20 protein-coding genes are annotated in these 21660 nt (G+C 60.4%); 15 read left to right on the top strand and 5 right to left on the bottom strand.

Annotated features, from left to right (window positions below; genetic code table 11):
• Positions 1-165: 165 nt before the first annotated feature.
• Positions 166-2310: an ATP-dependent DNA helicase DinG gene (dinG, locus tag ACRER8_RS16155; RefSeq protein ID WP_431747236.1), complete on the bottom strand. Its 2145-nt coding sequence runs from the start codon at positions 2308-2310 to the stop codon at positions 166-168.
• Positions 2311-2433: 123 nt separating this feature from the next.
• Between dinG and ACRER8_RS16150 the strand changes: the two genes are divergently transcribed.
• Entirely contained in the window at positions 2434-2898 is a 465-nt protein-coding gene (locus ACRER8_RS16150) for a CopD family protein (RefSeq protein ID WP_431747235.1), read from the top strand.
• 117 nt (positions 2899-3015) lie between these two features.
• Here the strand turns inward: ACRER8_RS16150 and ACRER8_RS16145 are convergent, their stop codons facing one another.
• The 3 genes from ACRER8_RS16145 to ACRER8_RS16135 all read right to left on the bottom strand — a co-directional run bounded on the left by ACRER8_RS16145 (position 3016) and on the right by ACRER8_RS16135 (position 5165).
• Positions 3016-3789 (bottom strand): collagen-like protein, encoded by a 774-nt coding sequence (locus tag ACRER8_RS16145; RefSeq protein WP_431747234.1) that lies wholly within the window; start codon positions 3787-3789, stop codon positions 3016-3018.
• A complete protein-coding gene (locus ACRER8_RS16140) occupies positions 3782-4057 on the bottom strand; it encodes a DUF1145 domain-containing protein (protein ID WP_431747233.1) in 276 nt (91 codons plus the stop codon). The genes ACRER8_RS16145 and ACRER8_RS16140 overlap by 8 nt, the downstream gene beginning before the upstream one ends.
• A 406-nt stretch (positions 4058-4463) precedes the next feature.
• Positions 4464-5165 carry an OmpA family protein gene (locus tag ACRER8_RS16135; protein WP_431747232.1) on the bottom strand — a complete coding sequence of 234 codons (702 nt, stop codon included), beginning with the start codon at positions 5163-5165 and terminating at the stop codon, positions 4464-4466.
• A gap of 255 nt (positions 5166-5420) precedes the next feature.
• Here ACRER8_RS16135 and ACRER8_RS16130 point away from each other — a divergent pair, with 255 nt between their 5' ends.
• Together ACRER8_RS16130 and ACRER8_RS16125 are read left to right on the top strand one after the other, a co-directional pair.
• Entirely contained in the window at positions 5421-5918 is a 498-nt protein-coding gene (locus tag ACRER8_RS16130; protein ID WP_431747231.1) for a DUF6231 family protein, read from the top strand.
• 10 nt (positions 5919-5928) lie between these two features.
• Entirely contained in the window at positions 5929-6402 is a 474-nt protein-coding gene (locus ACRER8_RS16125; RefSeq protein WP_431747230.1) for a YchJ family protein, read from the top strand.
• 100 nt (positions 6403-6502) lie between these two features.
• Here the strand turns inward: ACRER8_RS16125 and ACRER8_RS16120 are convergent, their stop codons facing one another.
• Positions 6503-7099 (bottom strand): hypothetical protein, encoded by a 597-nt coding sequence (locus ACRER8_RS16120; RefSeq protein WP_431747229.1) that lies wholly within the window; start codon positions 7097-7099, stop codon positions 6503-6505.
• Between the two features lie 110 nt (positions 7100-7209).
• Between ACRER8_RS16120 and ACRER8_RS16115 the strand changes: the two genes are divergently transcribed.
• The 12 genes from ACRER8_RS16115 (at position 7210) to pdeM (ending at position 21655) form a co-directional block, all read left to right on the top strand.
• Positions 7210-7695, top strand: a complete 486-nt coding sequence (locus ACRER8_RS16115) for an LEA type 2 family protein (protein WP_431747228.1) — start codon at positions 7210-7212, stop codon at positions 7693-7695.
• Between the two features lie 4 nt (positions 7696-7699).
• The gene (locus ACRER8_RS16110; RefSeq protein WP_110950055.1) at positions 7700-7906 is read left to right on the top strand and encodes an SEC-C metal-binding domain-containing protein; all 207 of its coding nucleotides are present in this window, start codon (positions 7700-7702) and stop codon (positions 7904-7906) included.
• Positions 7907-8134: 228 nt separating this feature from the next.
• On the top strand, positions 8135-10618 hold the full coding sequence (locus tag ACRER8_RS16105) for a penicillin acylase family protein (RefSeq protein WP_431747227.1): 2484 nt from the start codon (positions 8135-8137) through the stop codon (positions 10616-10618).
• Positions 10619-10947: 329 nt separating this feature from the next.
• Positions 10948-11985 (top strand): ligase-associated DNA damage response exonuclease, encoded by a 1038-nt coding sequence (locus ACRER8_RS16100; protein ID WP_431747226.1) that lies wholly within the window; start codon positions 10948-10950, stop codon positions 11983-11985.
• Positions 11982-13697: an ATP-dependent DNA ligase gene (locus ACRER8_RS16095; RefSeq protein WP_431747225.1), complete on the top strand. Its 1716-nt coding sequence runs from the start codon at positions 11982-11984 to the stop codon at positions 13695-13697. The genes ACRER8_RS16100 and ACRER8_RS16095 overlap by 4 nt, the downstream gene beginning before the upstream one ends.
• Positions 13698-14087: 390 nt before the next feature.
• Positions 14088-14870, top strand: coding sequence for a transporter substrate-binding domain-containing protein (locus ACRER8_RS16090; protein WP_431747224.1), 783 nt, complete (start codon positions 14088-14090; stop codon positions 14868-14870).
• An 84-nt stretch (positions 14871-14954) separates the two neighbouring features.
• On the top strand, positions 14955-15683 hold the full coding sequence (locus tag ACRER8_RS16085) for an ABC transporter permease (protein ID WP_431747223.1): 729 nt from the start codon (positions 14955-14957) through the stop codon (positions 15681-15683).
• Positions 15680-16390, top strand: a complete 711-nt coding sequence (locus ACRER8_RS16080; RefSeq protein ID WP_431747222.1) for an ABC transporter permease — start codon at positions 15680-15682, stop codon at positions 16388-16390. Before ACRER8_RS16085 ends, ACRER8_RS16080 begins: the two co-directional genes overlap by 4 nt.
• A gap of 9 nt (positions 16391-16399) precedes the next feature.
• Complete coding sequence (locus ACRER8_RS16075) at positions 16400-17518, top strand: succinylglutamate desuccinylase/aspartoacylase family protein (protein WP_431747221.1); 1119 nt, start codon at positions 16400-16402, stop codon at positions 17516-17518.
• Between the two features lie 12 nt (positions 17519-17530).
• On the top strand, positions 17531-18295 hold the full coding sequence (locus tag ACRER8_RS16070) for an ABC transporter ATP-binding protein (RefSeq protein WP_431747220.1): 765 nt from the start codon (positions 17531-17533) through the stop codon (positions 18293-18295).
• Between the two features lie 214 nt (positions 18296-18509).
• A complete protein-coding gene (locus ACRER8_RS16065) occupies positions 18510-21002 on the top strand; it encodes a ligase-associated DNA damage response DEXH box helicase (protein WP_431747219.1) in 2493 nt (830 codons plus the stop codon).
• On the top strand, positions 20999-21655 hold the full coding sequence (gene pdeM, locus ACRER8_RS16060; RefSeq protein WP_431747218.1) for a ligase-associated DNA damage response endonuclease PdeM: 657 nt from the start codon (positions 20999-21001) through the stop codon (positions 21653-21655). The genes ACRER8_RS16065 and pdeM overlap by 4 nt, the downstream gene beginning before the upstream one ends.
• Positions 21656-21660 lie beyond the last annotated feature (5 nt).

Below are 21660 nucleotides of genomic sequence, written 5' to 3'. Positions count from 1 at the left end.
CCTCAGCTCACTTGCACAGATCGGATTCCGTTAGATGCAAAATCGAAGGCGCCACGCACTGTGAGAGTGAGTTTGCTCACGAAGAGGCCATGACTGACTCAACAGGATCAAGACCACTCGGCGCCAGTTAAGACCCGATCAAGTGCGTTTAATCCCGAACACCACTCAGGAAATTTCCCGGCGAAACGGCGGTAATGCGTTGAGGATAGCCTTGCCGTATCGCTGGGTGACCACGCGCCGATCCAGCAGGGTAATGATCCCGCGGTCCTTCTCTGTACGCAGCAGCCGACCGCAGGCCTGAATCAGACGCAGTGAGGCATCGGGTACGGCGATTTCCATGAACGGATTGCCGCCCCGGGCTTCGATCCATTCGGCCAACGCGGCTTCGACCGGGTCGTCCGGCACAGCGAACGGAATCTTGGCGATAACCACGTGCTCGCAGTAGGCGCCCGGCAGGTCGACACCTTCGGCGAAGCTGGCGAGGCCGAACAGCACGCTCTCGTCGCCGCCATCGACCCGCGCCTTGTGCTTGTTGAGCGTTTCCTGCTTGGACAGATTGCCCTGAATGAACACCCGCTTGCGCCAGTCGCGCTCCAGGCCGTCAAAGACTTCCTGCATCTGTTTACGCGAGGAGAACAGCACGAGCGTGCCCTTGGAGCCCTCTACCAGATCCGGCAGTTCGCGAATGATCGCCGCCGTGTGATCGGCAGCGTTGCGCGGGTCGGCCTTGAGGTCCGGCACCCGCAGCACGCCGGCGTCGGCGTGATGAAACGGGCTTGGCACCACTGCGGTGACCGCGTCCTTGGGCAGCCCGGCGCGCATGCGGAAGCGGTCGAACTTGCCCAACGCGGTCAGGGTTGCGGAGGTTACCAGCGCACCGTAGGCCACATTCCACAGGTTCCGGCGCAGCATCTCAGCTGCGAGGATCGGGCTGGCGTTGACTTCGATATCGAACAACGAACCACTTTCGGCCAGCGTCAGCCAGCGCGCCATGGGCGGACTGTTTTCCGGGTCTTCAGCGGTGAATGCGGTCCATAGCTCCCAGTTGCCGTGAGCCCTGGCCAGCAGGCTGCCGAATAGCGGATACCACTCCTCGGCCTGATGGCTGGCGATGCCGATGTTGACCTCGCCGTCCATCCCTTCCTTGAGCAATTCGGTCAGACGGGTGAACAGGTCATCGAGTCGGGCAAAACCTTTTTTCAGCTCGATGCCCATCTCGCGCATGTGCTCGGGAACCACGCCACCGACGAAGCGATGACGCGGGCGCTCACGGCCTTCCATGTCCTCGCCGGCCTTGAAATCGGCCAGCTGTTCGCAGGCGGTGAACATGAACTGCTGATGGGTCTTGATCTCACGGGCGAGTTCCGGCACCTGCTCGATCAGCTTGCCCAGATCGCCGGGTAGCGGGTGTTGGGCCAGCAATTTGGTGAGATTCTTGGCAGTCTGCTCCAGCCAGTCCGCAGTCGAACGCAGGCGACTGAAATGCGCGAAGTGGCCGATGGCTTTGTCGGGCAGGTGATGACCTTCGTCGAACACGTACAGCGTGTCGCGCGGATCAGGCAGCACCGCCCCGCCGCCCAGCGCCAGGTCGGCCAGCACCATGTCGTGGTTGGTGACGATGACGTCGACTTTTCCCATGCCTTCGCGAGCCTTATAGAAGGCGCACTGCTGAAAATTCGGACAATGCCGGTTGGTGCATTGGCTGTGATCGGTGGTCAGCCGCGCCCAATCCTGATCGGCCAGCTCCTGGGGCCAACTGTCGCGATCACCGTCCCATTTGTTACCGGCGAGCTTTTCGATCATGTTGGTGAACAGCTTCTGGCTGGCTTCATCGACCTCGATCTTGAAGCCTTCTTCCTCGAACAGCTGGGCGGTGGCGCTCTGCGCGTTACCCTCCTGCAGCAGCATGTCGAGCTTGGACAGGCACATGTAGCGGCCACGCCCCTTGGCTAACGAGAAGGTGAAACTCAGGCCGCTGTTGCGCATCAGGTCGGGCAGGTCCTTGTGGACGATCTGCTCTTGCAGCGCGACGGTTGCCGTGGCGATCACCAGACGCTTGCCCGCTGCCTTTGCTGTGGGAATCGCAGCGATCGCATAGGCCACGGTCTTGCCGGTACCGGTCCCCGCCTCCACCGCGACCACCGCCGGGTCGCCCGAACGTCGGCCTTCCTCGTCGGTGTCTATATCTCCCAGCACCTTGGCCACCTCGGCGATCATCAGACGCTGGCCGTAGCGAGGCTTGAGGCTTTTGGCTTCGAGGAAACGCGAATACGCGCCCTGAATCTGGGATTTGAGTTCGGTACTGATCATGGGCTGGGTCGTTGGCTCGGCATCACACGGTTACAAGTAAAAAACTGCTGGATAAATTATCAGTGGTTGCAGCGGGCGGCTATCATACCGCGCTAATTCTTTCTTCGCAGATCGGAGTTCTCGATGTCACCTGTAGCCTTTGTCTACGTCTTGCACGTGCTATCCGCTGTTTTGTGGGTAGGCGGGATGTTTTTTGCATGGATGGTTCTGCGACCAGCGGTCATCGCCGCTCTTGAAGGCCCGGCCCGGTTGAAGCTGTGGGTGCAGGTCTTCCCGCGATTTTTTGCCTGGGTGTGGGGCGCGATCATCATGCTGCCAGTGACCGGGATCGGCATGATCAACATTAACTTCAGCGGTTTTCAGACCGCACCGCGCTACGTGCAGGCGATGATCGGGCTGTATGTGGTGATGGTGGCGTTGTTCCTGAGGGTGTCGACGCTGAACCTGCCGCAATTGCGCAAAGCCGTGGCTGCCGAGCAGTGGGCTGAAGGGGTTGCCGCGCTCGGGCGGATTCGGCGTTTGGTGGGGATCAATCTGCTGGTGGGCATTGCGGTGATTGCGATTGCAGCGGCCCGACCTGGGTTCTGAGTGCTTGTTGGTATTGTAGGAGCCGGCTTGCTGGCGAACGCAGAGTGCCAGACAACACGTCGATATCTGACCCACCGCATTCGCCAGCAAGCCGCTCCTACGATTTGACGCTGTGCCTTACAGCCTGCGCAGGCTCACCGAACCCGCCGGCCCGACGGCGCCTGACTGACCCTTCTCACCGTTCTTGCCGGATTTGGCCCCGTCGGCGCGATAGACGAGACAGCCCTTGGACGCCCCGCCCTTGCCGCCGCGACCGCCTTCGCCGCCAATACCGCCGGCACCGCCCTGCACATCGACCTTCACCCGCTCATCGGGGAACGTCTGAGGTAGTTCCAGCCGTACCAATGCGCCGGCCGCGCCGTCATGACCATTGCCGCCGTCATCGCCATCGAAACCCCGGCTGGCTGCGCCCCAGGTACAGCCCGGATCCTCACCGTTGCCGCCGTCCAGCCCTACGTAACCGGGCGATCCCGCACCGCCACGGGCATCGATGGACAGCACGTCGGCATTCAACTCCTCGAGCCGCAGGTTCAGGTTACGGCCGGGCGACGGCGCTTTCTCGAACGTCCCCGGTGCGCCGCGCGCAGTGATCTGCGCACCACTGCCCAGATCGCCCTGCTTGACCTGCAACTTGAACGGCTCGGCGCTTGGCACGATAGCGATGCGCGACTCATGACCCATCACCAACTGTCCGACTCGCACTTCGGTCAATCCGGCCGGGATCAGCAGGGTTCCGTAATCGGCCACTTCCAGACGGTCCAGTTGCACGACGCTGGCATTGCTCGGCAGGCGCATCAGCGAATGCGACTCCACCGAGATGCTCTGAGCCATGACCAGGGAGCTGCTCATGGCCGACAGCAGGCCTGCCGTCATCAGTAACGCGTTACGCATGGTGAACCTCCGCCTGGCGGCGACCGAAGGATTGCAGGTGGAAAATACCGAAAATCAGAATCTGCACGCGGTCGAACCAAGGATGCGAACGCCCTCGCAGGCTGCCGCTGAAGAGAACCAGTTCCATTACATGGGTCAGCAGCAAAAGGCTACCGGCCAGTTTGATCAACATATCGAAGGGAATCGGCAAAACGGCGGTCTGGTTGACCAGTACCACCGCCCAGAATCCCAACGTCAAGACTTTCCCCAACCCCCAAACCACCTTCATGACACGCCCCTGCTGTTTTTTTATTTCAGTGCTGCAAAAAATGCTTTGCGCACAGTACGGCGACGGGAGCGACTATGCCAGAGGATGGTTTCAAATGCCGCAGGTTTGATGGGGATGCGGGGTGAGAACGATCTTCGCGCGGCGCAGTATCTGCAGGGGCCGGCTTGCTGGCGAAGGCGGCGACTCAGATACATCAACGTTTAATGACCCACCGCGTTCCCCTGCAAGCCGGCTCCTACAGTAAATCGGGGTGATAGCGAGAGTTGTGTTCGGCATTAAAGTGGTGAAGAGCGTTAGCTCCAGCCCGTATTGCTCTTCTTACGCGATAGTCCAAACGACACAAAGACGCAGAAAAAAGAAAACCCCGGCACAAAGGCCGGGGTTTTCCTGACAACACAAAACTCAATCAACGATTGATCTTGATCTCAACGCGACGGTTCAAGGCACGACCTTCAGCAGTCTTGTTATCTGCGACAGGACGACTCTCACCATCACCCTCCACCGACACAAACGTGCTGCGAGCAATACCCGAACTGATCAGATAATCAGTCACCGAATGCGCACGTTTTTCCGACAGCTTCTGGTTATAGGCATCGCTGCCCACGCTGTCGGTATGGCCACTCACATGCAGCTGCACATTAGGCGCCTCGGTTTTCAGCTTGGTCGCCACCATATCCAGCTGCTGCTTGTCGCCCGGAGTCAGCGTCGCCTTGTTGAACTCGAAGTGCACGTCACGGATGGTGATCACTTCTTCTCTCGGAAGCACGACTGGAGCAGCTACCGGCTCGGGCGCAGGTGTCACGATCGGGCAGCCAGTGGCATCGACCGGTGTACCTTTCGGCGTATCCGGGCACTTGTCGACGCTGTTCAGCACGCCGTCGCCGTCATCATCGCCATCACCATGAGCCCAGCAGTAGGCACCCGCCATCACACCGACTGCACCACCCAGGCCTGCGGCTACGGAAGCCGACTGGAATGCGCCAATCGCCGCACCGCTAAGCACGCCGCCAGCAGCACACAGTGGCCAGTCGGTCTTTTGCAAGCCGGCACAACCCGTCAATACACTGGTAACCAAAATCAGAGGTAACGCTGTCCGAATCATGCTCATACAGTTCTTCTCCTTTGGTATCGGCTAAAACCGACTGAAATGGAGTAAAGACGCCGTTGGGGCCACTTGCCACCCTGAAATCAGGGGTTTTATGGTTTTCAACGAGCAGAGGGGCGGGTTCTTTTAGAAATAGCCTTTTGCCTTCACTCCGTAGGCTTTGTCATGGTGATCGATTAAAAAGTTCAAGCGTGGGGCTGTTCCCTATGCCACGAAGATTCGGCAGGCTACCCTTGCTGGCTCAATTGAGGGATTTCGATGACCGACAGTTTTTCCACCCGCACGCCACAACAGGCGTTGGCCGCCCTGCTCGACCGCTATGCGCCCAAGCGTTTGCTGCTGATTGGCGCGAACAGCTTTCCGGCCCTGCAAGCCTTTCAGGATGCCCACCCGGACACCGAACTGGCGCAAGCGGCACCCGGCGTATTGCCTGCTGACATCGCGGCCCAACGTTTTGATCTGGCGCTGGTCGTCGATTGCCTGGAGCACATCCCCAAACGCGCGGGACTGGAACTGCTGGGCGGGATTCGCAACCTCAACGCCAGCCGGATGGCCGTACTGGCCGACATGAAGGCGTGCGGCTGGCAGACCACGGATTTTTATTCGCTGGCGCTACAGGCCAGTGAACGTTTCGCCAGGGACGAGCAGGTGCTGACCCTCTTCACCTACGACCTGCGCGAGTACAAACAGGTGCCGGACTGGCTGAACGCGAAGTTCTGGGCGAATCCGGAAAATTTCGGCAAATATTGGTGGTGAGACCCGCATCATGAGCAGTGCAATTTGTCCTTGTGGCAGCGGCAATCTTCTGGACGGCTGCTGCGGCCGTTATCACGCTGGCTTGCCTGCGCCGTGCGCCGAGGCGTTGATGCGCTCGCGCTATAGCGCCTATGTATTGGGGCTGGTGGATTACCTGCTCGACACAACGTTACCGGCGCAAAAGAACAGTCTGGATCGCGAATCGATAAGCCAGTGGAGTGCGCAAAGCACCTGGCTAGGGCTTGAGGTAGAGAGCGCGGAGCTGCTGGGTGGCAAGCCGGAACACGCCTTCGTCACGTTCACCGCGCGCTGGCACGATGCGGCAGGCGAACACAGCCACCGGGAGCGTTCAGCGTTCGTGCAGAACAACGGCCGCTGGTATTTCATCGACCCCACCGTGCAACTCAAGGCAGGACGCAACGATGCGTGCCCGTGTGGCAGTGAGCAGAAGTTCAAGAAGTGCTGCTCGGCCTATATGGCCTGAACCATGCTGAACCTGTAGCAGCACGGCGTGCCGGCGGTGGTGCCTCTCGAATTGCTGCCGCCGGCAAGCCGGAATGCAACAGAGGACGCGCGGCACTGCGTCAGGCCAATTTGAGGTGGGAGATATCGGGCACTATCACATGCTCGACCGATTTGATCTCGCCCATGTCGCTGCCTTCAGGCGCCAGGCTCAGGCCTGACAGATCCAGGCGGGGCGGGACCGGCGCGGCCTTCGGATCCTGGACATTCTTGCCCAGTTCAGACAGCGTGAAGTCCGGCGCCTCGACGTCGGCAAACGCCGCCATGTAGACATCCCGCGGCTTGAGTTTCGAGGCCCTTTCGGACTTCGCCCCGGATGCAGGTGCGGCTTGCGGAGCGCGACGTGTCCAGCTCGGCTCATCGGGCGGCGGAGCCAGCTCGACTTCTTCGACCTCGACCTGTTGCGATTGCGACTCGACTTCAACCTGCCCTGGCATCGCCACCACTTCGGCCCGCGCCCCGGCGCGCTCCAGGGTCGAGCGATACTTCTCGGCACCTGCCTGATCGAGGTTGTTCTTCAGCACCAGGCGCCGACCGGAGAACAGTAGCGCGATGCGTTGAGCGTCGGCCTGAAACAGCTTTGCCAGGTTGGCCTTGACCCGCTCGACTTGTGCACCAGGTATCAATTGGCCAGAAAAAACAATTTCGTACAGCTTCATGGGTCAATACTCCTTCGACACATAGCGTGAGTATGGCGCAGGCTCTATGGAACAGCGAGTTGCCCTGCACCGGGCGCTTGCTAGACTCAAGCCCGACAGGGAGTGAACCAATGGTGTTTCAGGCAAGCGTAATCAGAGTCGTCGGCCTTTTCATGGCGCTGGCATTATCCGGGTGTTCGTCGCTGCTCACCGGGGGTGCCGAAGACCCCGAGGTCAAACTGCTCAAGGTCGACGTGGTCAAGGCCAAGCTGCTCAAGCAGGACTTGAAGCTGCGATTTCGCGTGGACAACCCTAACGACTCCAGCGTACTGGTGCGTGGATTGCGCTACAAAGTAGTGCTCAACGACATCTTGCTCGCCGACGGCGATTACAGCGACTGGTTTATCGTCAAGGCCAACAGCCACCGGAATTTCACGGTGCCGATCCGCACTAACCTCTGGGAACATCTAAAGGAGGTCACACAGATGCTCGGCAAAACCAATCAGCCTATTCATTACCGGCTGGAAGGCAAGCTCAAGACCGGATTTTTATTCGGGCATAACGTGCGTATTGGTCGCAATGGCGACATAATCCCCGCCGATTTGATTCCGGAGTGACCCCATGAACCAGCAAGCCCACGTGCACGGTCCTGATTGCGACCACGATCACGACCACCACGATCATCACCATGACCACGGCCACGTTCACGGCCCGCATTGCAACCATGAGCCTCAGGAGCCGGTCCGCAACGCGCTCAAGGACGTGGGTCGCAACGATCCTTGCCCATGCGGCAGCGAGAAGAAATTCAAGAAGTGCCACGGCGCTTGATCGCTCCGTGATCCCTGTGGGAGCGAATTCATTCGCGAAACTGTTTCAGGCGACAGACAAGACGTCGCCCGTGCTGGCCCTCGCGATGAATTCGCTCCCACAGACGTTTTGCAATCCCTCACGATCTCGAAAATCCTGAAATAAACTCCCCACCCCCGCTTGCTTAGCGACTACCTGCTCTCTAACGTAGCGCGTTTCCAATGCCTACCCCCCCGCAGGAGCTACATCATGGCCTCGCCAGCCCTCTCCCCCCTGAAGACGCGACTCAGCACGACCGCTGCCATGTTGGGGCTGTTGAGCCTCGCAGGCTGCCAACTGGGCGGCGAAGACCGTGACAATCTGCCGCCCACCAGCGGTGTTTACGCTATCAAGGGCCTGGCGCAGAACGTTTCCGTGCGCCGCAATAACCTGGGCATGCCGCTGATTGAAAGCAGCACCTTCCACGACGCGCTGTTCACCCTCGGCTACGTTCACGCCAGCGATCGCATCTCGCAAATGGTGCAAATGCGCCTCTTGGCCCAGGGCCGCCTGTCGGAAATTGCCGGTCCCGGCGCGCTGGATCTGGATCGCATGATGCGTGCCGCCAATCTCAAGCAAACGGCGGGGGATCTGTACAACGCCTCGTCGCCGCGCCTGAAACGCTTTTTCGAAGTCTATGCCCGGGGCGTCAACGCCTACCTGTTCCGCTATCGGGACAAACTGCCGTCCGATCTCGTGGATGCGGGTTACAGGCCTGAATACTGGAAGCCCGAAGACTCGGCGCTGATCTTCAGCCTGTTGAACTTCAGCCTGTCGGTGAACCTGCAAGAGGAAATCTCCTCCCTGGTGCTGGCGCAGAAAGTCGGCGCCGACAAGCTCGCCTGGCTGCTGCCGACCTATCCCGACGAAGAACTGCCGTTTGCCGAAGCCGACAAACTCAAAGGTCTGAATCTGGGCAATCAGATGCCGGGCCTCGGCGATCTGCAAAAGGCCGCGCTGCAACTTTCCGATCTCAATCTGCTGGGGGTTTCGGCGTCCAACAACTGGGTAATCGCCCCGCCACGCGCTCGCGCTGGCAAGAGTCTGTTGGCTACTGACAGCCAACTGCCGGCGACGCTGCCGTCGATGTGGAATTTCGTGCAGATCCGTGCGCCGAAGTACCAGGCCGCAGGCGCCACTGTCGCCGGTCTGCCGTTGGTGCTCTCCGGTTTCAATGGCAAGCTGGCCTGGGGCATGGGCCCGGCGATGGGCGACAACCAGGATCTGTTCCTGGAAAAGCTCAAGCGCGAAAACAATCGCCTGATGGTCTTGGCCGACGGCAAGTGGGTTGCCGCGGGCGCCCACGAGGAAACCTATTTCATCAAAGGCCAGAGTCCGGTACGCGAGCCCGCCTACGAAACCCGACATGGACCGCTGCTCAACGCCAGTTCCGCGCAACTGGCCAGTGGTCTGGGCATCGCATTGCAAACCCCGAACGCCAAGGACGACAAGTCCCTCGATGCGCTATTCGACCTGACACGTGCGCAGAACGTCGAGCGGGCTTTCGACAACACCCGGGAAATTCGGGCGATTACGTTGAACATGGTTTTCGCCGACGCCTCGAACACCGGTTGGCAGGTCACCGGGCGCTATCCGAATCGCCGGGAAGGCCTGGGGCTGATTCCATCACCGGGCTGGGACGGTCGTTTCGACTGGGACGGGTACGCTGACGCCATGCTTCATCCATACGATCAGGACCCGCAGCAGGGCTGGATCGGCACTGCCAACCAGCGCACCGTGCCAAAGGGTTACGGCATGCAGCTGTCCAACTCCTGGGACTATCCGGAACGTGCCGAGCGCATTGCCGAGCTGGCCAACAGTGGCAAGCAGGACACTCGCAGCACGATCGCCATGCAGTATGACCAAACCACGACCTTTGCCGCCAAGCTGAAGAAGATGTTCGAGGCGCCCGGCATGGCCAGACCTCTGAAGCAAGCCATCGACGCGCTTCCTCCAGCGGATCGCGAAAAGGCGCGAGAGGCGCTGAGCCGCTTGATGGCGTTCGATGGTCGCTTGTCGCCAGTGTCGTCCGATGCAGCGATTTATGAGCTGTTCCTGCAAGAGAGCGCCAGGCAGATCTTCATCGATGAACTGGGTCCTGAAAGCAGCCCTGCATGGAAAGCGCTGGTGCAAAGCGCGGACCTTTCCTACTCGCCCCAGGCCGATCACCTGCTTGGTCGTGAGGACAGCCCGTATTGGGACGACGTGAAAACCCCTCAAAAGGAAGACAAACCCGCAATTCTGGCGCGCAGCCTCGCTGCCGCTATCACTGCAGGCGAGAGTCAGTTGGGGGGTGATCACAAAGCTTGGCAGTGGGGCAAACTGCACCAGTACAGGTGGACATCGCAGAGCGCTCAGTTGACGGCAGCCATCGGTGGCAGCAAGGCCAGCGTGGTCAAAGGGCCAATGGCGGCGGGTGGCGATCACACCACGCTGAACGCATCGGGCTTTCACTGGGGGCAGGATTTCGACGCGGCGGTGATCCCGGCGATGCGCATGATCGTTGACTTCGCCCAACAGGAACCGATGATGGCGCAGAACGCGGCGGGGCAGTCGGGTAATCCGGCGAGTCCGCATTTCGCCGACGGGATCGATCCGTGGGTGAAAGGGCTGTACATGTCGGTTCCGATGCAGCCGGAGAATTTTGAGAAGGTGTATGGGAAGCAGCGGTTGACGTTGACACCTGGGAAATAAGGCTGGCGCTGCGGTCTCGGGCGGCGCTGCGACGGCGGCGTCAGCGAGATCGCTACCACCGGCGAGCCGGACTGCTACGGTTTTTTTATGGGTTCGCAAGGTTGAGCGAAACCGCAAAACCTGTAGGAGCTCTGGTGAACGCGGTGGGCAGTCGTGGATGCGTTGTCTGACACACCGGGTTCGCCAGCAAACCGGCTCCTACGGTCGGCCCCATCCGGACGTCAGGGCATATCCCGCAACATTGGCCCCTCCTTGCACCCCAAAAAACAAACCGAACTTCCCCCGATTTCTGCCGCTCTACCTGACAAGCCCCCAAACCGGTCATGCCCATGGATCTTGTCATCGCCCGCCCCGAAGGCCTCTACTGCCCGCCGGGGGATTTTTATATCGATCCCTGGCGTCCGGTCGAACGCTCGGTCATCACCCATGGCCATGGCGATCATGCCCGTACCGGCAACCAACGTTACCTGGCGGCCGCCCCCGGCGAAGGAATCCTGCGCTCGCGTCTTGGCCAGGACATCAACCTGCAGACCCTGCAATACGGCGAATCCCTCACCCACCACGGCGTAAAACTGAGCCTGCATCCCGCTGGGCACGTGCTCGGATCAGCCCAGGTTCGATTGGAATACCAGGGCGAGGTCTGGGTCGCGTCAGGCGACTACAAAGTCGAACCCGATGGCACCTGCGAGCCGTTCGAGCCGGTGCGCTGCCACACCTTCATCACCGAATCCACCTTCGGCCTGCCGATCTACCGCTGGCAGCCGCAATCTGAAATATTCACCGGCATCAACGACTGGTGGCGCGCCAACGCCGCGGTCGGCAAGGCCAGCGTGCTGTTCGCCTACTCCTTCGGTAAAGCCCAGCGCATCCTGCACGGCATCGACCCCGGCATCGGCCCGATTCTGGTCCACGGCGCGGTCGAGCCGCTCAACCGCGTCTACCGCGAAGCTGGCGTGCGAATTCCCGAAACTCAATACGCAGGTGACTTCAAGAAGACCGACCCGGCTTTGCGCCAGGCCTTGATCGTCGCCCCGCCATCAGCCGGCGGAAGCACTTGGATGCGCCGCTTCGGCGAGTTCAGCGATGCCTTCGCCAGCGGCTGGATGATGCTGCGCGGCACCCGTCGGCGGCGTGGCGTGGATCGCGGTTTTGCCCTTTCCGACCATGCCGACTGGCCCGGTCTGTTGTGGGCTATCGAAAACACCGGCGCCGAACGGGTGATGGTCACCCACGGCTCAGTCGCGGTTCTGGTGCGCTACCTGCGCGAACTGGGCCTCGACGCTCAAGGCTTCACCACCGAATACGGCGATGAAGAAGACGACGCACCGGCCAAACCCGAAGCCAGCGAGCAAGAGGCCGCGTCATGAAGGCCTTCGCCGAACTTTACGGGCTGCTGGACGCCACCACTTCAAGCAATGCCAAACTCGCCGCGATGCAACGTTATTTCGCCCACGCGGCACCGGAAGACGCGGCTTGGGCCGTGTATTTCCTGTCTGGCGGTCGTCCGCGGCAATTGGTCCCGACTCGTCTGTTGCGCGAACAGGCCATGTTGCTCTCCGGGCTACCCGAGTGGCTGTTCGAAGAGAGTTATCAAGCGGTCGGCGACCTCGCTGAAACCCTGTCGCTGCTACTCCCGCAGGCCGAGCACAGTTCCGATGAGGGCCTGGCCAGTTGGATGGAAAACAAGCTGCTGCCGCTTCGCGGTCTGCCACCCGAAGAGTTGCTGGAACGGCTGCCGACCTTCTGGGCGCAGCTTGATCGCCAGAGCCTGATGGTCTGCCTGAAGCTGATCACCGGCAGTTTTCGCGTCGGCGTATCGAAACTGTTGGTCACCCGCGCCCTCGCAGGATTGGCCGACATCGACAGCAAGCGCGTGGCCCAGCGGCTGGTGGGCTATACCGATTTGTCTCATCGCCCGAGCGCCGAAGGCTATCTCAAGCTGATCGCAGAAGAGTCAGAAGACGAACACGCCCAGCGTGGTGGCCAACCTTATCCGTTCTTCCTCGCCCACGCGCTTCAGCAGCCAGTGGATCAGTTCGAAACGTTGCTCGGCCCGGTCGAGAACTGGCAGGTGGAGTGGAAGTGGGACGGGATTCGCGCGCAGGTGGTCAAGCGCGAGGGGCGGCTGTGGATCTGGTCACGCGGCGAGGAACTGGTCACCGATCGCTTCCCGGAGCTGCACAGCCTGGCCCAATGCCTGCCAGATGGCACCGTGATCGATGGTGAAATCGTGGTCTGGAAGGCGCCCACGCTCCAAACCCCGGAAGACGACGCTTTCGAACTCAGTCCCCCCGCGCCGGGCACTCCTGACCTATCGACCCCTTCCGTTCAGCCCTTTGCCTTGCTGCAACAACGCATCGGTCGCAAGACACTGGGCAAGAAAATCCTCGAGGATGTTCCTGTGGTGGTCCTCGCTTATGACTTGCTCGAGTGGCAAGGTCATGACTGGCGCAGTCGTCCGCAACATGAACGGCGTACGCAACTGGAGCAGGTGATCACTGAGGCGCAAAGCCCGGTTTTGATGGCCTCCCCAGTCCTGAGCGGCCAGGATTGGCTCGATCTGGGCCAGCAGCGCGAGGCGTCCCGCAGCCTTGGGGTCGAAGGCATGATGCTCAAGGCACGAGATTCGCTGTACGGCGTTGGACGAACCAAGGACATGGGCGTTTGGTGGAAGTGGAAAATCGATCCATTCAGCGTCGATGCAGTACTGATCTATGCCCAGCGCGGCCACGGTCGCCGCGCCAGCCTGTACAGCGATTACACATTCGCCGTGTGGGATGGCCCGCCGCAGTCGAGCGAGCGCACGCTGGTGCCGTTCGCCAAGGCCTATTCGGGGCTGACCGACGAAGAAATGCGCAAAGTCGATGCGATCATCCGCAAGACTACCGTCGAGAAATTCGGCCCGGTCAGAAGTGTTACCCCAACCCTGGTTTTCGAGTTGGGGTTCGAAGGCATTGCTCTGTCGAAGCGCCACAAGAGCGGGATCGCGGTGAGGTTTCCGAGAATGCTCCGATGGCGACAGGACAAGCCTGTGGCCGAGGCTGACAGCCTGGCAACCTTGCAGGATCTTTTATCGTGAGCACCATTTCAGTGCGCCAGATCGAAAAGCGCCCACGCTCGTGCTCTCTGTCGCAGCATGGCTTGCGCCCCTTGATGCATCGGCAATCGCTACTTCCGGCAAGCCGGACTGCTACAAATCTATGCAAATCGGCACTAAGGCGGGAACACACCTCTGTGATGAAGATAATTTCCGCACTCTTATCAGCCGTTTCGGCTACTCTCCCCCCTGCCTCCGGCGCCTGAAAAAAGACAAGAGATGGCTCAAAGTCATCATTGCGACAACTCCGTACATTTAAAACGCACGTTCGTCTCTTTGGTTCGGAAATTGCTATCTTTTTGCGGTCTGGCACCTGCCGGTAGCAAGCCTTCGCGTGTTCCCAACGCTCAATTTGGTTTTAAGGACTGAACGATGAAAAAAGCATGGCTGACCCTTTCCGCACTCGCCATCTGTCTGGCCGCTGGCAACGCAATGGCCAAGGAATACAAGGAGCTGCGTTTCGGCGTCGATCCTTCGTACGCTCCATTCGAATCGAAAGCCGCTGACGGCAGCCTGGTTGGCTTCGACATCGATCTGGGCAATGCGATCTGTGCTGAACTGAAGGTCAAGTGCAAGTGGGTCGAGAGCGATTTCGACGGCATGATTCCTGGCCTGAAAGCCAACAAGTTCGACGGCGTGATCTCATCGATGACCGTGACCCCGGCGCGCGAGAAAGTCATCGACTTCTCCTCCGAGCTGTTCTCCGGCCCCACCTCGTTGGTGTACAAAAAAGGTTCCGGCCTGAGCGCTGATGTTGCTTCGCTCAAAGGCAAAACCGTCGGCTACGAGCAAGGCACCATTCAGGAAGCCTACGCCAAGGCCATCCTGGACAAGGCTGGCGTGAAAACCCAGGCCTACGCCAACCAGGACCAGGTTTACGCTGACCTGGTATCGGGCCGTCTGGACGCTTCCGTACAAGACATGCTGCAAGCCGAGCTGGGTTTCCTGAAGTCGCCACAAGGTGCTGATTACGAAGTCAGCAAGCCAATCGACGATCCACTGCTGCCAGCCAAAACCGCAGTCGGTATCTCGAAAGGTAACAAAGACCTGAAAGCGCTTTTGGATAAAGGTATCAAAGCGTTACACGATGACGGCAAGTATGCCGAGATCCAGAAAAAGCACTTCGGTGATCTGAATCTGTACAGCGGTAAATAAGTAAACAAGCGCCCGTGTCTTCAGCGATCATCCGAATCCCCCGCTGAAGTTCATGGGCGTTTTTATTGACTGTATAGGTTGCACATGTTCGAAACTCTTCTGCAAAACCTGGGACTGTCCGCGTTCAGCCTCAAAGGCTTCGGCCCGTTGCTGCTTCAGGGCACCTGGATGACCGTCAAATTGTCGGTAATGTCGTTGCTGCTGGCCATCGTGCTCGGCCTGCTGGGCGCCAGTGCCAAACTCTCGAAAACCGCGATCCTTCGCGTTCCGGCACAGGTCTACACCACACTGATCCGTGGCATCCCGGACTTGGTGCTGATGCTGCTGATTTTCTACAGCCTGCAGACCTGGCTCACGACCCTCACCGAAGCGATGGATTGGGACTACATCGAAATCGATCCTTTCGCTGCCGGCGTCATCACCCTGGGCTTCATCTATGGCGCGTACTTTACCGAGACCTTCCGTGGCGCGATCCTGTCGGTGCCCCGCGGACAAGTCGAAGCCGCCACCGCTTACGGTTTGAGTCGCTCCCAGCGTTTCCGCTTCGTGGTGTTCCCGCAGATGATGCGCTTTGCCCTTCCCGGTATCGGCAACAACTGGCAAGTGGTGCTCAAGGCCACTGCGCTGGTGTCGATCATCGGTCTGGCCGATCTGGTCAAGGCCTCTCAGGATGCAGGCAAGAGCACGTATCAACTGTTCTATTTCCTGGTGCTCGCGGCGTTGATCTATCTGGTCATCACCAGCGTTTCCAACATTGCCCTGCGCTGGGCTGAACGGCGTTACGCCGCAGGCAGCCGGGAGGCTCAACGATGATCGAATTGCTTCAAGACTACTGGCGCGCCTTCCTTTATACGGACGGCCAGAACATCACCGGACTGGCCATGACCCTGTGGCTGCTCAGCGCCTCCATCGCCATCGGTTTCATCGTTTCGATCCCGCTGTCCATCGCCCGGGTTTCACGTAACCCGCTGGTACGCTGGCCAGTGCAGTTCTACACCTACCTGTTCCGTGGCACGCCGCTCTATATCCAGTTGCTGATCTGCTACACCGGCATCTACAGCATTGCGGCGGTACGCGAACAGCCAATGCTCGGCGCGTTCTTCCGGGACGCGATGAACTGCACGATCCTGGCGTTCGCCCTCAATACCTGCGCCTACACCACCGAGATTTTCGCCGGTGCGATTCGCAGCATGAACCACGGCGAAGTCGAAGCGGCCAAGGCCTACGGTCTGACCGGCTGGCGTCTGTATACCTACGTGATCATGCCGTCCGCGCTGCGTCGTTCGCTGCCCTACTACAGCAACGAAGTGATCCTCATGCTGCACTCGACCACCGTGGCGTTCACCGCCACCGTGCCAGACATCCTCAAGGTCGCCCGCGATGCGAACTCGGCGACCTTCCTGACGTTCCAGTCGTTTGGCATCGCCGCGCTGATCTATCTCACTGTCACCTTCATACTGGTCGGCCTGTTCCGACTGGCCGAACGCCGCTGGCTGGCCTTCCTCGGCCCGTCTCACTAGGACCTGCTCATGCGACACCAGACCCATGACTTGCTGTCGCCGGTGCCAGGCACCGCGCGGCAGATTCATAGCTTTCACTACGGCCCGGAAAACGGCGCCTGCAAAATCTATATTCAGTCATCCCTGCACGCAGACGAACTGCCGGGGATGCTGGTGTCCTGGTATTTGAAACAGCGTCTGGCGGAGCTTGAAAACGCCGACCAACTGCTGGGCGAAGTCGTCGTGGTGCCGGTGGCAAACCCCATCGGCCTGGAACAGGTGCTGATGGACATCCCGCTGGGCCGCTACGAGCTGGAAAGCGGACAGAACTTCAACCGCTGGTTCGTCGATCTGAGCGTGCAGGTAGGCGATGAGATCGAGCCGCTGCTGACCGATGATCCGGAACATAACGTCGGCCTGATCCGCAAACACCTGCGCGCGGCGCTACTGGCACGTACTGGCGCCACGCAGCTGGAATCGCAACGCCTGGCCTTGCAACGGCTGGCCTGCGACGCCGACATGGTGCTGGACCTGCATTGCGATTTCGAATCGGTGGAGCATCTGTACACCACACCCGAGGCCTGGTCGCAGGTCGAGCCGCTGTCTCGTTATCTGGGTGCGCAAGCCAGTCTGCTGGCGACCGACTCCGGCGGGCAGTCGTTCGACGAATGCTTCACGCTGGTGTGGTGGCAATTGCAGCAACGCTTTGAAAAGCGCTTTCCGATTCCACTGGGCAGTTTTTCCGTGACCCTGGAATTGCGCGGCCAGGGCGATGTGTGTCACGCCCTCGGCAGTCGCGACTGCCAGGCGATCATCAGTTACCTGATGCAGTACGGCGCCATTGCCGGAGAACCGGCGGCGCCACCTGAATTGATTTACCCGGCGACGCCATTGGCGGCGGTCGAACCGGTTGCCACGCCTGTCGGCGGCCTGCTGGTGTTCTGCACACTGCCGGGCGAATACGTCGAAGCGGGGCAACTGATTGCTGAGGTCATCGACCCGATCAGCGATGCGGTGACCCCGATCCACACGGCCAGCGCTGGCCTTATGTACGCCCGCTCCTTGCGACGCATGGCGACCGCTGGCATGGTCGTCGCCCATGTCGCCGGCACCGAAGCCTTTCGCAGCGGCTACTTACTTTCTCCTTAAGGATTGCCAGTCATGTACAAACTGACCATCGATGGCCTGCATAAAAGCTACGGCGACCACGAGGTGCTCAAAGGCGTGTCGCTCAAGGCCAACGTCGGTGACGTGATCTGCCTGATCGGCGCCAGCGGCTCGGGCAAGAGTACCTTCCTGCGCTGCATCAACTTTCTCGAACAACCCAACGACGGTGCCATGAGCCTGGACGGCCAGCAGGTGCGCATGGTCAGCGATGCCACCGGTATGCGAGTGGCCGATCCTGCTGAACTGCAGCGCATTCGCACCCGTCTGGCGATGGTGTTCCAGCACTTTAATCTGTGGAGCCACATGACGGTGCTGGAAAACATCACCATGGCGCCACGACGAGTGCTAGGCGTGTCGAAGGCCGAAGCCGAAGACCGCGCTCGCAAGTATCTGGAAAAGGTCGGCCTGCCGGCACGGGTTGCCGATCAGTACCCGGCGTTCCTGTCCGGCGGCCAACAACAGCGCGTGGCGATCGCCCGGGCGCTGGCAATGGAGCCGGAAATCATGCTGTTCGACGAACCGACCTCGGCGCTCGACCCGGAGCTGGTGGGCGAAGTGTTGAAGGTGATTCAGGGCCTGGCCGAAGAAGGCCGCACCATGATTCTGGTGACCCACGAAATGGGTTTCGCCCGCAAAGTCGCCAACCAGGTGGTGTTCCTGCATCAGGGGCAGATCGAGGAAATCGGTCACCCCGACGAAGTGCTGGGCAGCCCGAAGAGCGAGCGGTTGAAGCAGTTCCTTAGCGGGAACCTGAAATAACTCATCGCACCAGCAAACGGGCGTGGTGCTCTGTGGGAGCGAATTCATTCGTGATGCGCTAGTGCAGTCGACAGGTCTCTGTCGTCTGAGCAATCGTTCGCGAATGAATTCGCCCCACAGAAAAGCGCCCACCGGATCACCGCGAACAGTCATCTAAACCAAACTAATCCCCTCCCCCGACGGTCTCTGACTTATCCCCCATCAGAGCCTGCGCATGCCCAAGAACGTCAATTTTGCCCAGCGCTGGTTCGCCGCTCGTGGCTGGAAGCCATTCCCGTTTCAGAAAGACGTATGGGCAGCGGTGGCACGTGGGGAGTCCGGACTGCTGCACGCCAGTACCGGCGCGGGCAAGACCTATTCGGTGTGGTTCGCAGCGCTCAACCGCTTCGCTAGACTGGCTCCTGCCCCAAGCGACGATAAACCTCGCAAACGCAAAACCCCGGCCGCCCCGCTGAGCGTGCTGTGGATTACGCCGATGCGTGCCCTGGCGGCCGACACCGCACGTGCGCTGCAAGCACCACTGTCGGACTTGCACATTCCCTGGAGCGTCGGCCTTCGAACCGGCGACACCAGCAGCAGCGAACGCGCCAAACAGGGCCGTCGCCTGCCTACGGCGCTGATCACCACGCCTGAGAGCCTGACGCTGCTGCTGACCCGCGCCGATGCTCAGACGACTTTCTCGACCCTGAAGATGATCGTGGTCGACGAATGGCACGAGCTGATCGGCAACAAGCGTGGCGTGCAACTGCAACTGGCGCTGGCGCGTCTGCGGCAGTGGAATCCGCAGCTGATCGTCTGGGGTCTTTCGGCAACGCTTGGTAATCAAGAGCACGCTCAACAGGTGCTACTGGGTGACGGCGGTACGGCTGTGCAAGGCAAGGTCGTCAAAGAGTTGATCGTCGACACCTTGATCCCGCACGGCATCGAGCGTTTTCCGTGGGCGGGGCACATGGGGTTGCGCATGCTGCCGCAAGTGCTGACCGAAGTGGACAGCAGTACCAGCTGCCTGCTGTTCACCAACACCCGGGCGCAATCGGAAATCTGGTATCAGGCCCTGCTCGAAGCCCGCCCCGATTGGGCCGGGCTGATCGCCCTGCACCACGGCTCGTTGTCCCGCGAAGTGAGGGACTGGGTCGAACGCGCGCTGAAGGAGGGACATCTCAAGGCCGTCGTCTGCACGTCCAGTCTCGATCTGGGTGTGGACTTCCTTCCAGTGGAGCGCGTGTTGCAAATCGGCTCGGCCAAAGGCGTGGCGCGACTGATGCAACGCGCCGGACGCTCGGGCCACGCCCCCGGCCGACCTTCCCGCGTGACACTGGTGCCGACCCACAGCCTGGAGTTGGTGGAAGCCGCGGCTGCACGCGCTGCGGTCGAGGCACGATTGATCGAACCCAGAGAATCGCCGCACAAGCCACTGGACGTTCTCGTACAGCACTTGGTGAGCATGGCGCTTGGCGGAGGCTTTTTACCTGACGAGTTGCTGGCGGAAGTCCGCACTGCCTGGGCCTATCGCGAGCTGACCGATGAGGAATGGCAATGGGCACTGGCTTTCGTTCGGCATGGCGGTCTGTCGCTCACTGCCTACCCCGACTACCGCCGCGTCGAGCCCGATGAACACGGCGTCTGGCGCGTACCCGACGCTCGACTGGCACGCAGGCATCGCATGAGCGTCGGCACCATCGTCAGCGATGCCAGTATCAACGTGAAATATTGGAGCAAAGGCGGCGGCGGTGGTTCGCTGGGAAGCGTCGAAGAAGGATTCATCGCTCGGCTCAAACCGGGTGATGGCTTCCTGTTCAGCGGTCGGTTGCTGGAGCTGGTGCGGGTCGAGAACATGACCGCCTACGTGAAAAGGGCTACGAGCAAGAAAGCCGCAGTCCCACGCTGGAATGGCGGACGTATGCCGCTCTCCAACGAACTGGCTGACGCGGTAGTCGACAAATTCGATGCCGCCGCGCACAACCTGTACGACAGCCCAGAGATGCACACGGTCAGCCCGCTGCTCGAAGTACAGCGCGAATGGTCGGCGCTGCCGCGCAAGGACACGCTTCTGGCCGAGGTACTGAAGTCCCGAGAGGGTTGGCATCTGTTCCTTTACCCGTTTGCTGGACGCCACGTTCATCTGGGGCTGGCGAGCCTTTTGGCTTGGCGCCTGAGCCGTGACACGCCACTGACCTTCTCCATCGCCGTCAACGACTACGGTTTCGAATTGCTGAGCGCGACCGAAGTCCAATGGTCCCAACACCTGAATGCAGCGCTGTTCAGTGAGGACAATCTGCTGGCCGACATCATCGCCAGCCTGAACGCTGGCGAGCTGGCCCTGCGCCGCTTCCGTGAGATCGCCCGAATCGCCGGTCTGGTGTTTTCCGGCTATCCCGGCGCGCCAAAGAGCAATCGCCAGTTACAAGCTTCGAGCGGGCTGTTCTTCGAGGTATTCAAACAGTACGACGCAGGCAATCTGCTGCTTAGCCAGGCTCAAGAAGAAGTCATGCGTCAGGAGTTGGACGTCGACCGCCTGGAGCAGACGCTACGGCGCATCAACGAACGCACGCTGGATCTGCACATGATCAAACGTCCGACGCCCATGGCGTTTCCCCTGCTGGTCGAGCGCATGCGTGAAAGCCTGAGTACCGAAAAACTCTCGGATCGCATCGCACGCATGGTGCGCGACCTCGAGAAAGCCGCTGGCCCTGAGGTAACCGTGTGAGACCCTATTTATCGATTCAACTGGCAGGCGCAGAACTGTGGCTGCTGGCCGAAAAAGCCATGTATTACCCTGCCGAACGCGCCTTGCTGATCGCCGATGCGCATTTCGGCAAAGCCGCAGCCTATCGCAAGCTCGGGCAACCTGTGCCCCACGGCACCACGGACGACAATTTGCAACGTCTGGACAATCTGCTGGCAGGGTACGACTGCGAACGCCTGATATTTCTCGGCGACTTCCTGCACGCCCCCGAATCCCGTGCCGCAGGCACTTTGTCAGCGATACAGGCATGGCGCGACAGGCATGATGCATTGGCCATTACGCTGATTCGCGGCAACCACGACAAACGCGCCGGTGACCCGCCCGCCGATCTGCGCATCGAGGTCGTGCCGGAGCCGCTGCTGCTCGGCCCCTTTTCTCTGCAACACGAACCTGATCCGCATGGGACTCATCATGTCCTGGCCGGGCACGTTCACCCCGCTTACAGGCTGGTCGGCAGAGGGCGACAACGCCTGCGTCTGCCCTGTTTTTACCTGCAAACGCACATCAGCTTGCTGCCCGCATTCGGCGCATTCACCGGTGGGATGAACATCGACAGGGCAGAAAACAGTAGGGTGTTTGTGGTCGGAGAAGGTGCAGTCTGGGAAGCCTTGTAGCGAGG

The sequence above is a fragment of the Pseudomonas sp. genome (assembly GCF_050739935.1).
Taxonomy (GTDB): Bacteria; Pseudomonadota; Gammaproteobacteria; order Pseudomonadales; family Pseudomonadaceae; genus Aquipseudomonas.
This window is presented reverse-complemented; position numbering and strand designations above follow the sequence as displayed.

Bases quoted from the DNA above. Each gene is read 5' to 3' on its own strand.
- ACRER8_RS16150 (WP_431747235.1), top strand. From the start codon at position 2,434: ATGTCACCTGTAGCCTTTGTCTACGTCTTGCACGTGCTATCCGCTGTT.
- ACRER8_RS16110 (WP_110950055.1), top strand. From the start codon at position 7,700: ATGAACCAGCAAGCCCACGTGCACGGTCCTGATTGCGACCACGATCAC.
- dinG (WP_431747236.1), bottom strand. From the start codon at position 2,310: ATGATCAGTACCGAACTCAAATCCCAGATTCAGGGCGCGTATTCGCGT.
- ACRER8_RS16100 (WP_431747226.1), top strand. From the start codon at position 10,948: ATGGATCTTGTCATCGCCCGCCCCGAAGGCCTCTACTGCCCGCCGGGG.
- ACRER8_RS16105 (WP_431747227.1), top strand. From the start codon at position 8,135: ATGGCCTCGCCAGCCCTCTCCCCCCTGAAGACGCGACTCAGCACGACC.
- ACRER8_RS16085 (WP_431747223.1), top strand. From the start codon at position 14,955: ATGTTCGAAACTCTTCTGCAAAACCTGGGACTGTCCGCGTTCAGCCTC.
- ACRER8_RS16120 (WP_431747229.1), bottom strand. From the start codon at position 7,099: ATGAAGCTGTACGAAATTGTTTTTTCTGGCCAATTGATACCTGGTGCA.
- ACRER8_RS16135 (WP_431747232.1), bottom strand. From the start codon at position 5,165: ATGAGCATGATTCGGACAGCGTTACCTCTGATTTTGGTTACCAGTGTA.
- ACRER8_RS16070 (WP_431747220.1), top strand. From the start codon at position 17,531: ATGTACAAACTGACCATCGATGGCCTGCATAAAAGCTACGGCGACCAC.
- ACRER8_RS16065 (WP_431747219.1), top strand. From the start codon at position 18,510: ATGCCCAAGAACGTCAATTTTGCCCAGCGCTGGTTCGCCGCTCGTGGC.
- ACRER8_RS16090 (WP_431747224.1), top strand. From the start codon at position 14,088: ATGAAAAAAGCATGGCTGACCCTTTCCGCACTCGCCATCTGTCTGGCC.
- ACRER8_RS16095 (WP_431747225.1), top strand. From the start codon at position 11,982: ATGAAGGCCTTCGCCGAACTTTACGGGCTGCTGGACGCCACCACTTCA.
- ACRER8_RS16130 (WP_431747231.1), top strand. From the start codon at position 5,421: ATGACCGACAGTTTTTCCACCCGCACGCCACAACAGGCGTTGGCCGCC.
- ACRER8_RS16115 (WP_431747228.1), top strand. From the start codon at position 7,210: ATGGTGTTTCAGGCAAGCGTAATCAGAGTCGTCGGCCTTTTCATGGCG.
- ACRER8_RS16125 (WP_431747230.1), top strand. From the start codon at position 5,929: ATGAGCAGTGCAATTTGTCCTTGTGGCAGCGGCAATCTTCTGGACGGC.
- ACRER8_RS16145 (WP_431747234.1), bottom strand. From the start codon at position 3,789: ATGCGTAACGCGTTACTGATGACGGCAGGCCTGCTGTCGGCCATGAGC.
- ACRER8_RS16075 (WP_431747221.1), top strand. From the start codon at position 16,400: ATGCGACACCAGACCCATGACTTGCTGTCGCCGGTGCCAGGCACCGCG.
- ACRER8_RS16080 (WP_431747222.1), top strand. From the start codon at position 15,680: ATGATCGAATTGCTTCAAGACTACTGGCGCGCCTTCCTTTATACGGAC.
- ACRER8_RS16140 (WP_431747233.1), bottom strand. From the start codon at position 4,057: ATGAAGGTGGTTTGGGGGTTGGGGAAAGTCTTGACGTTGGGATTCTGG.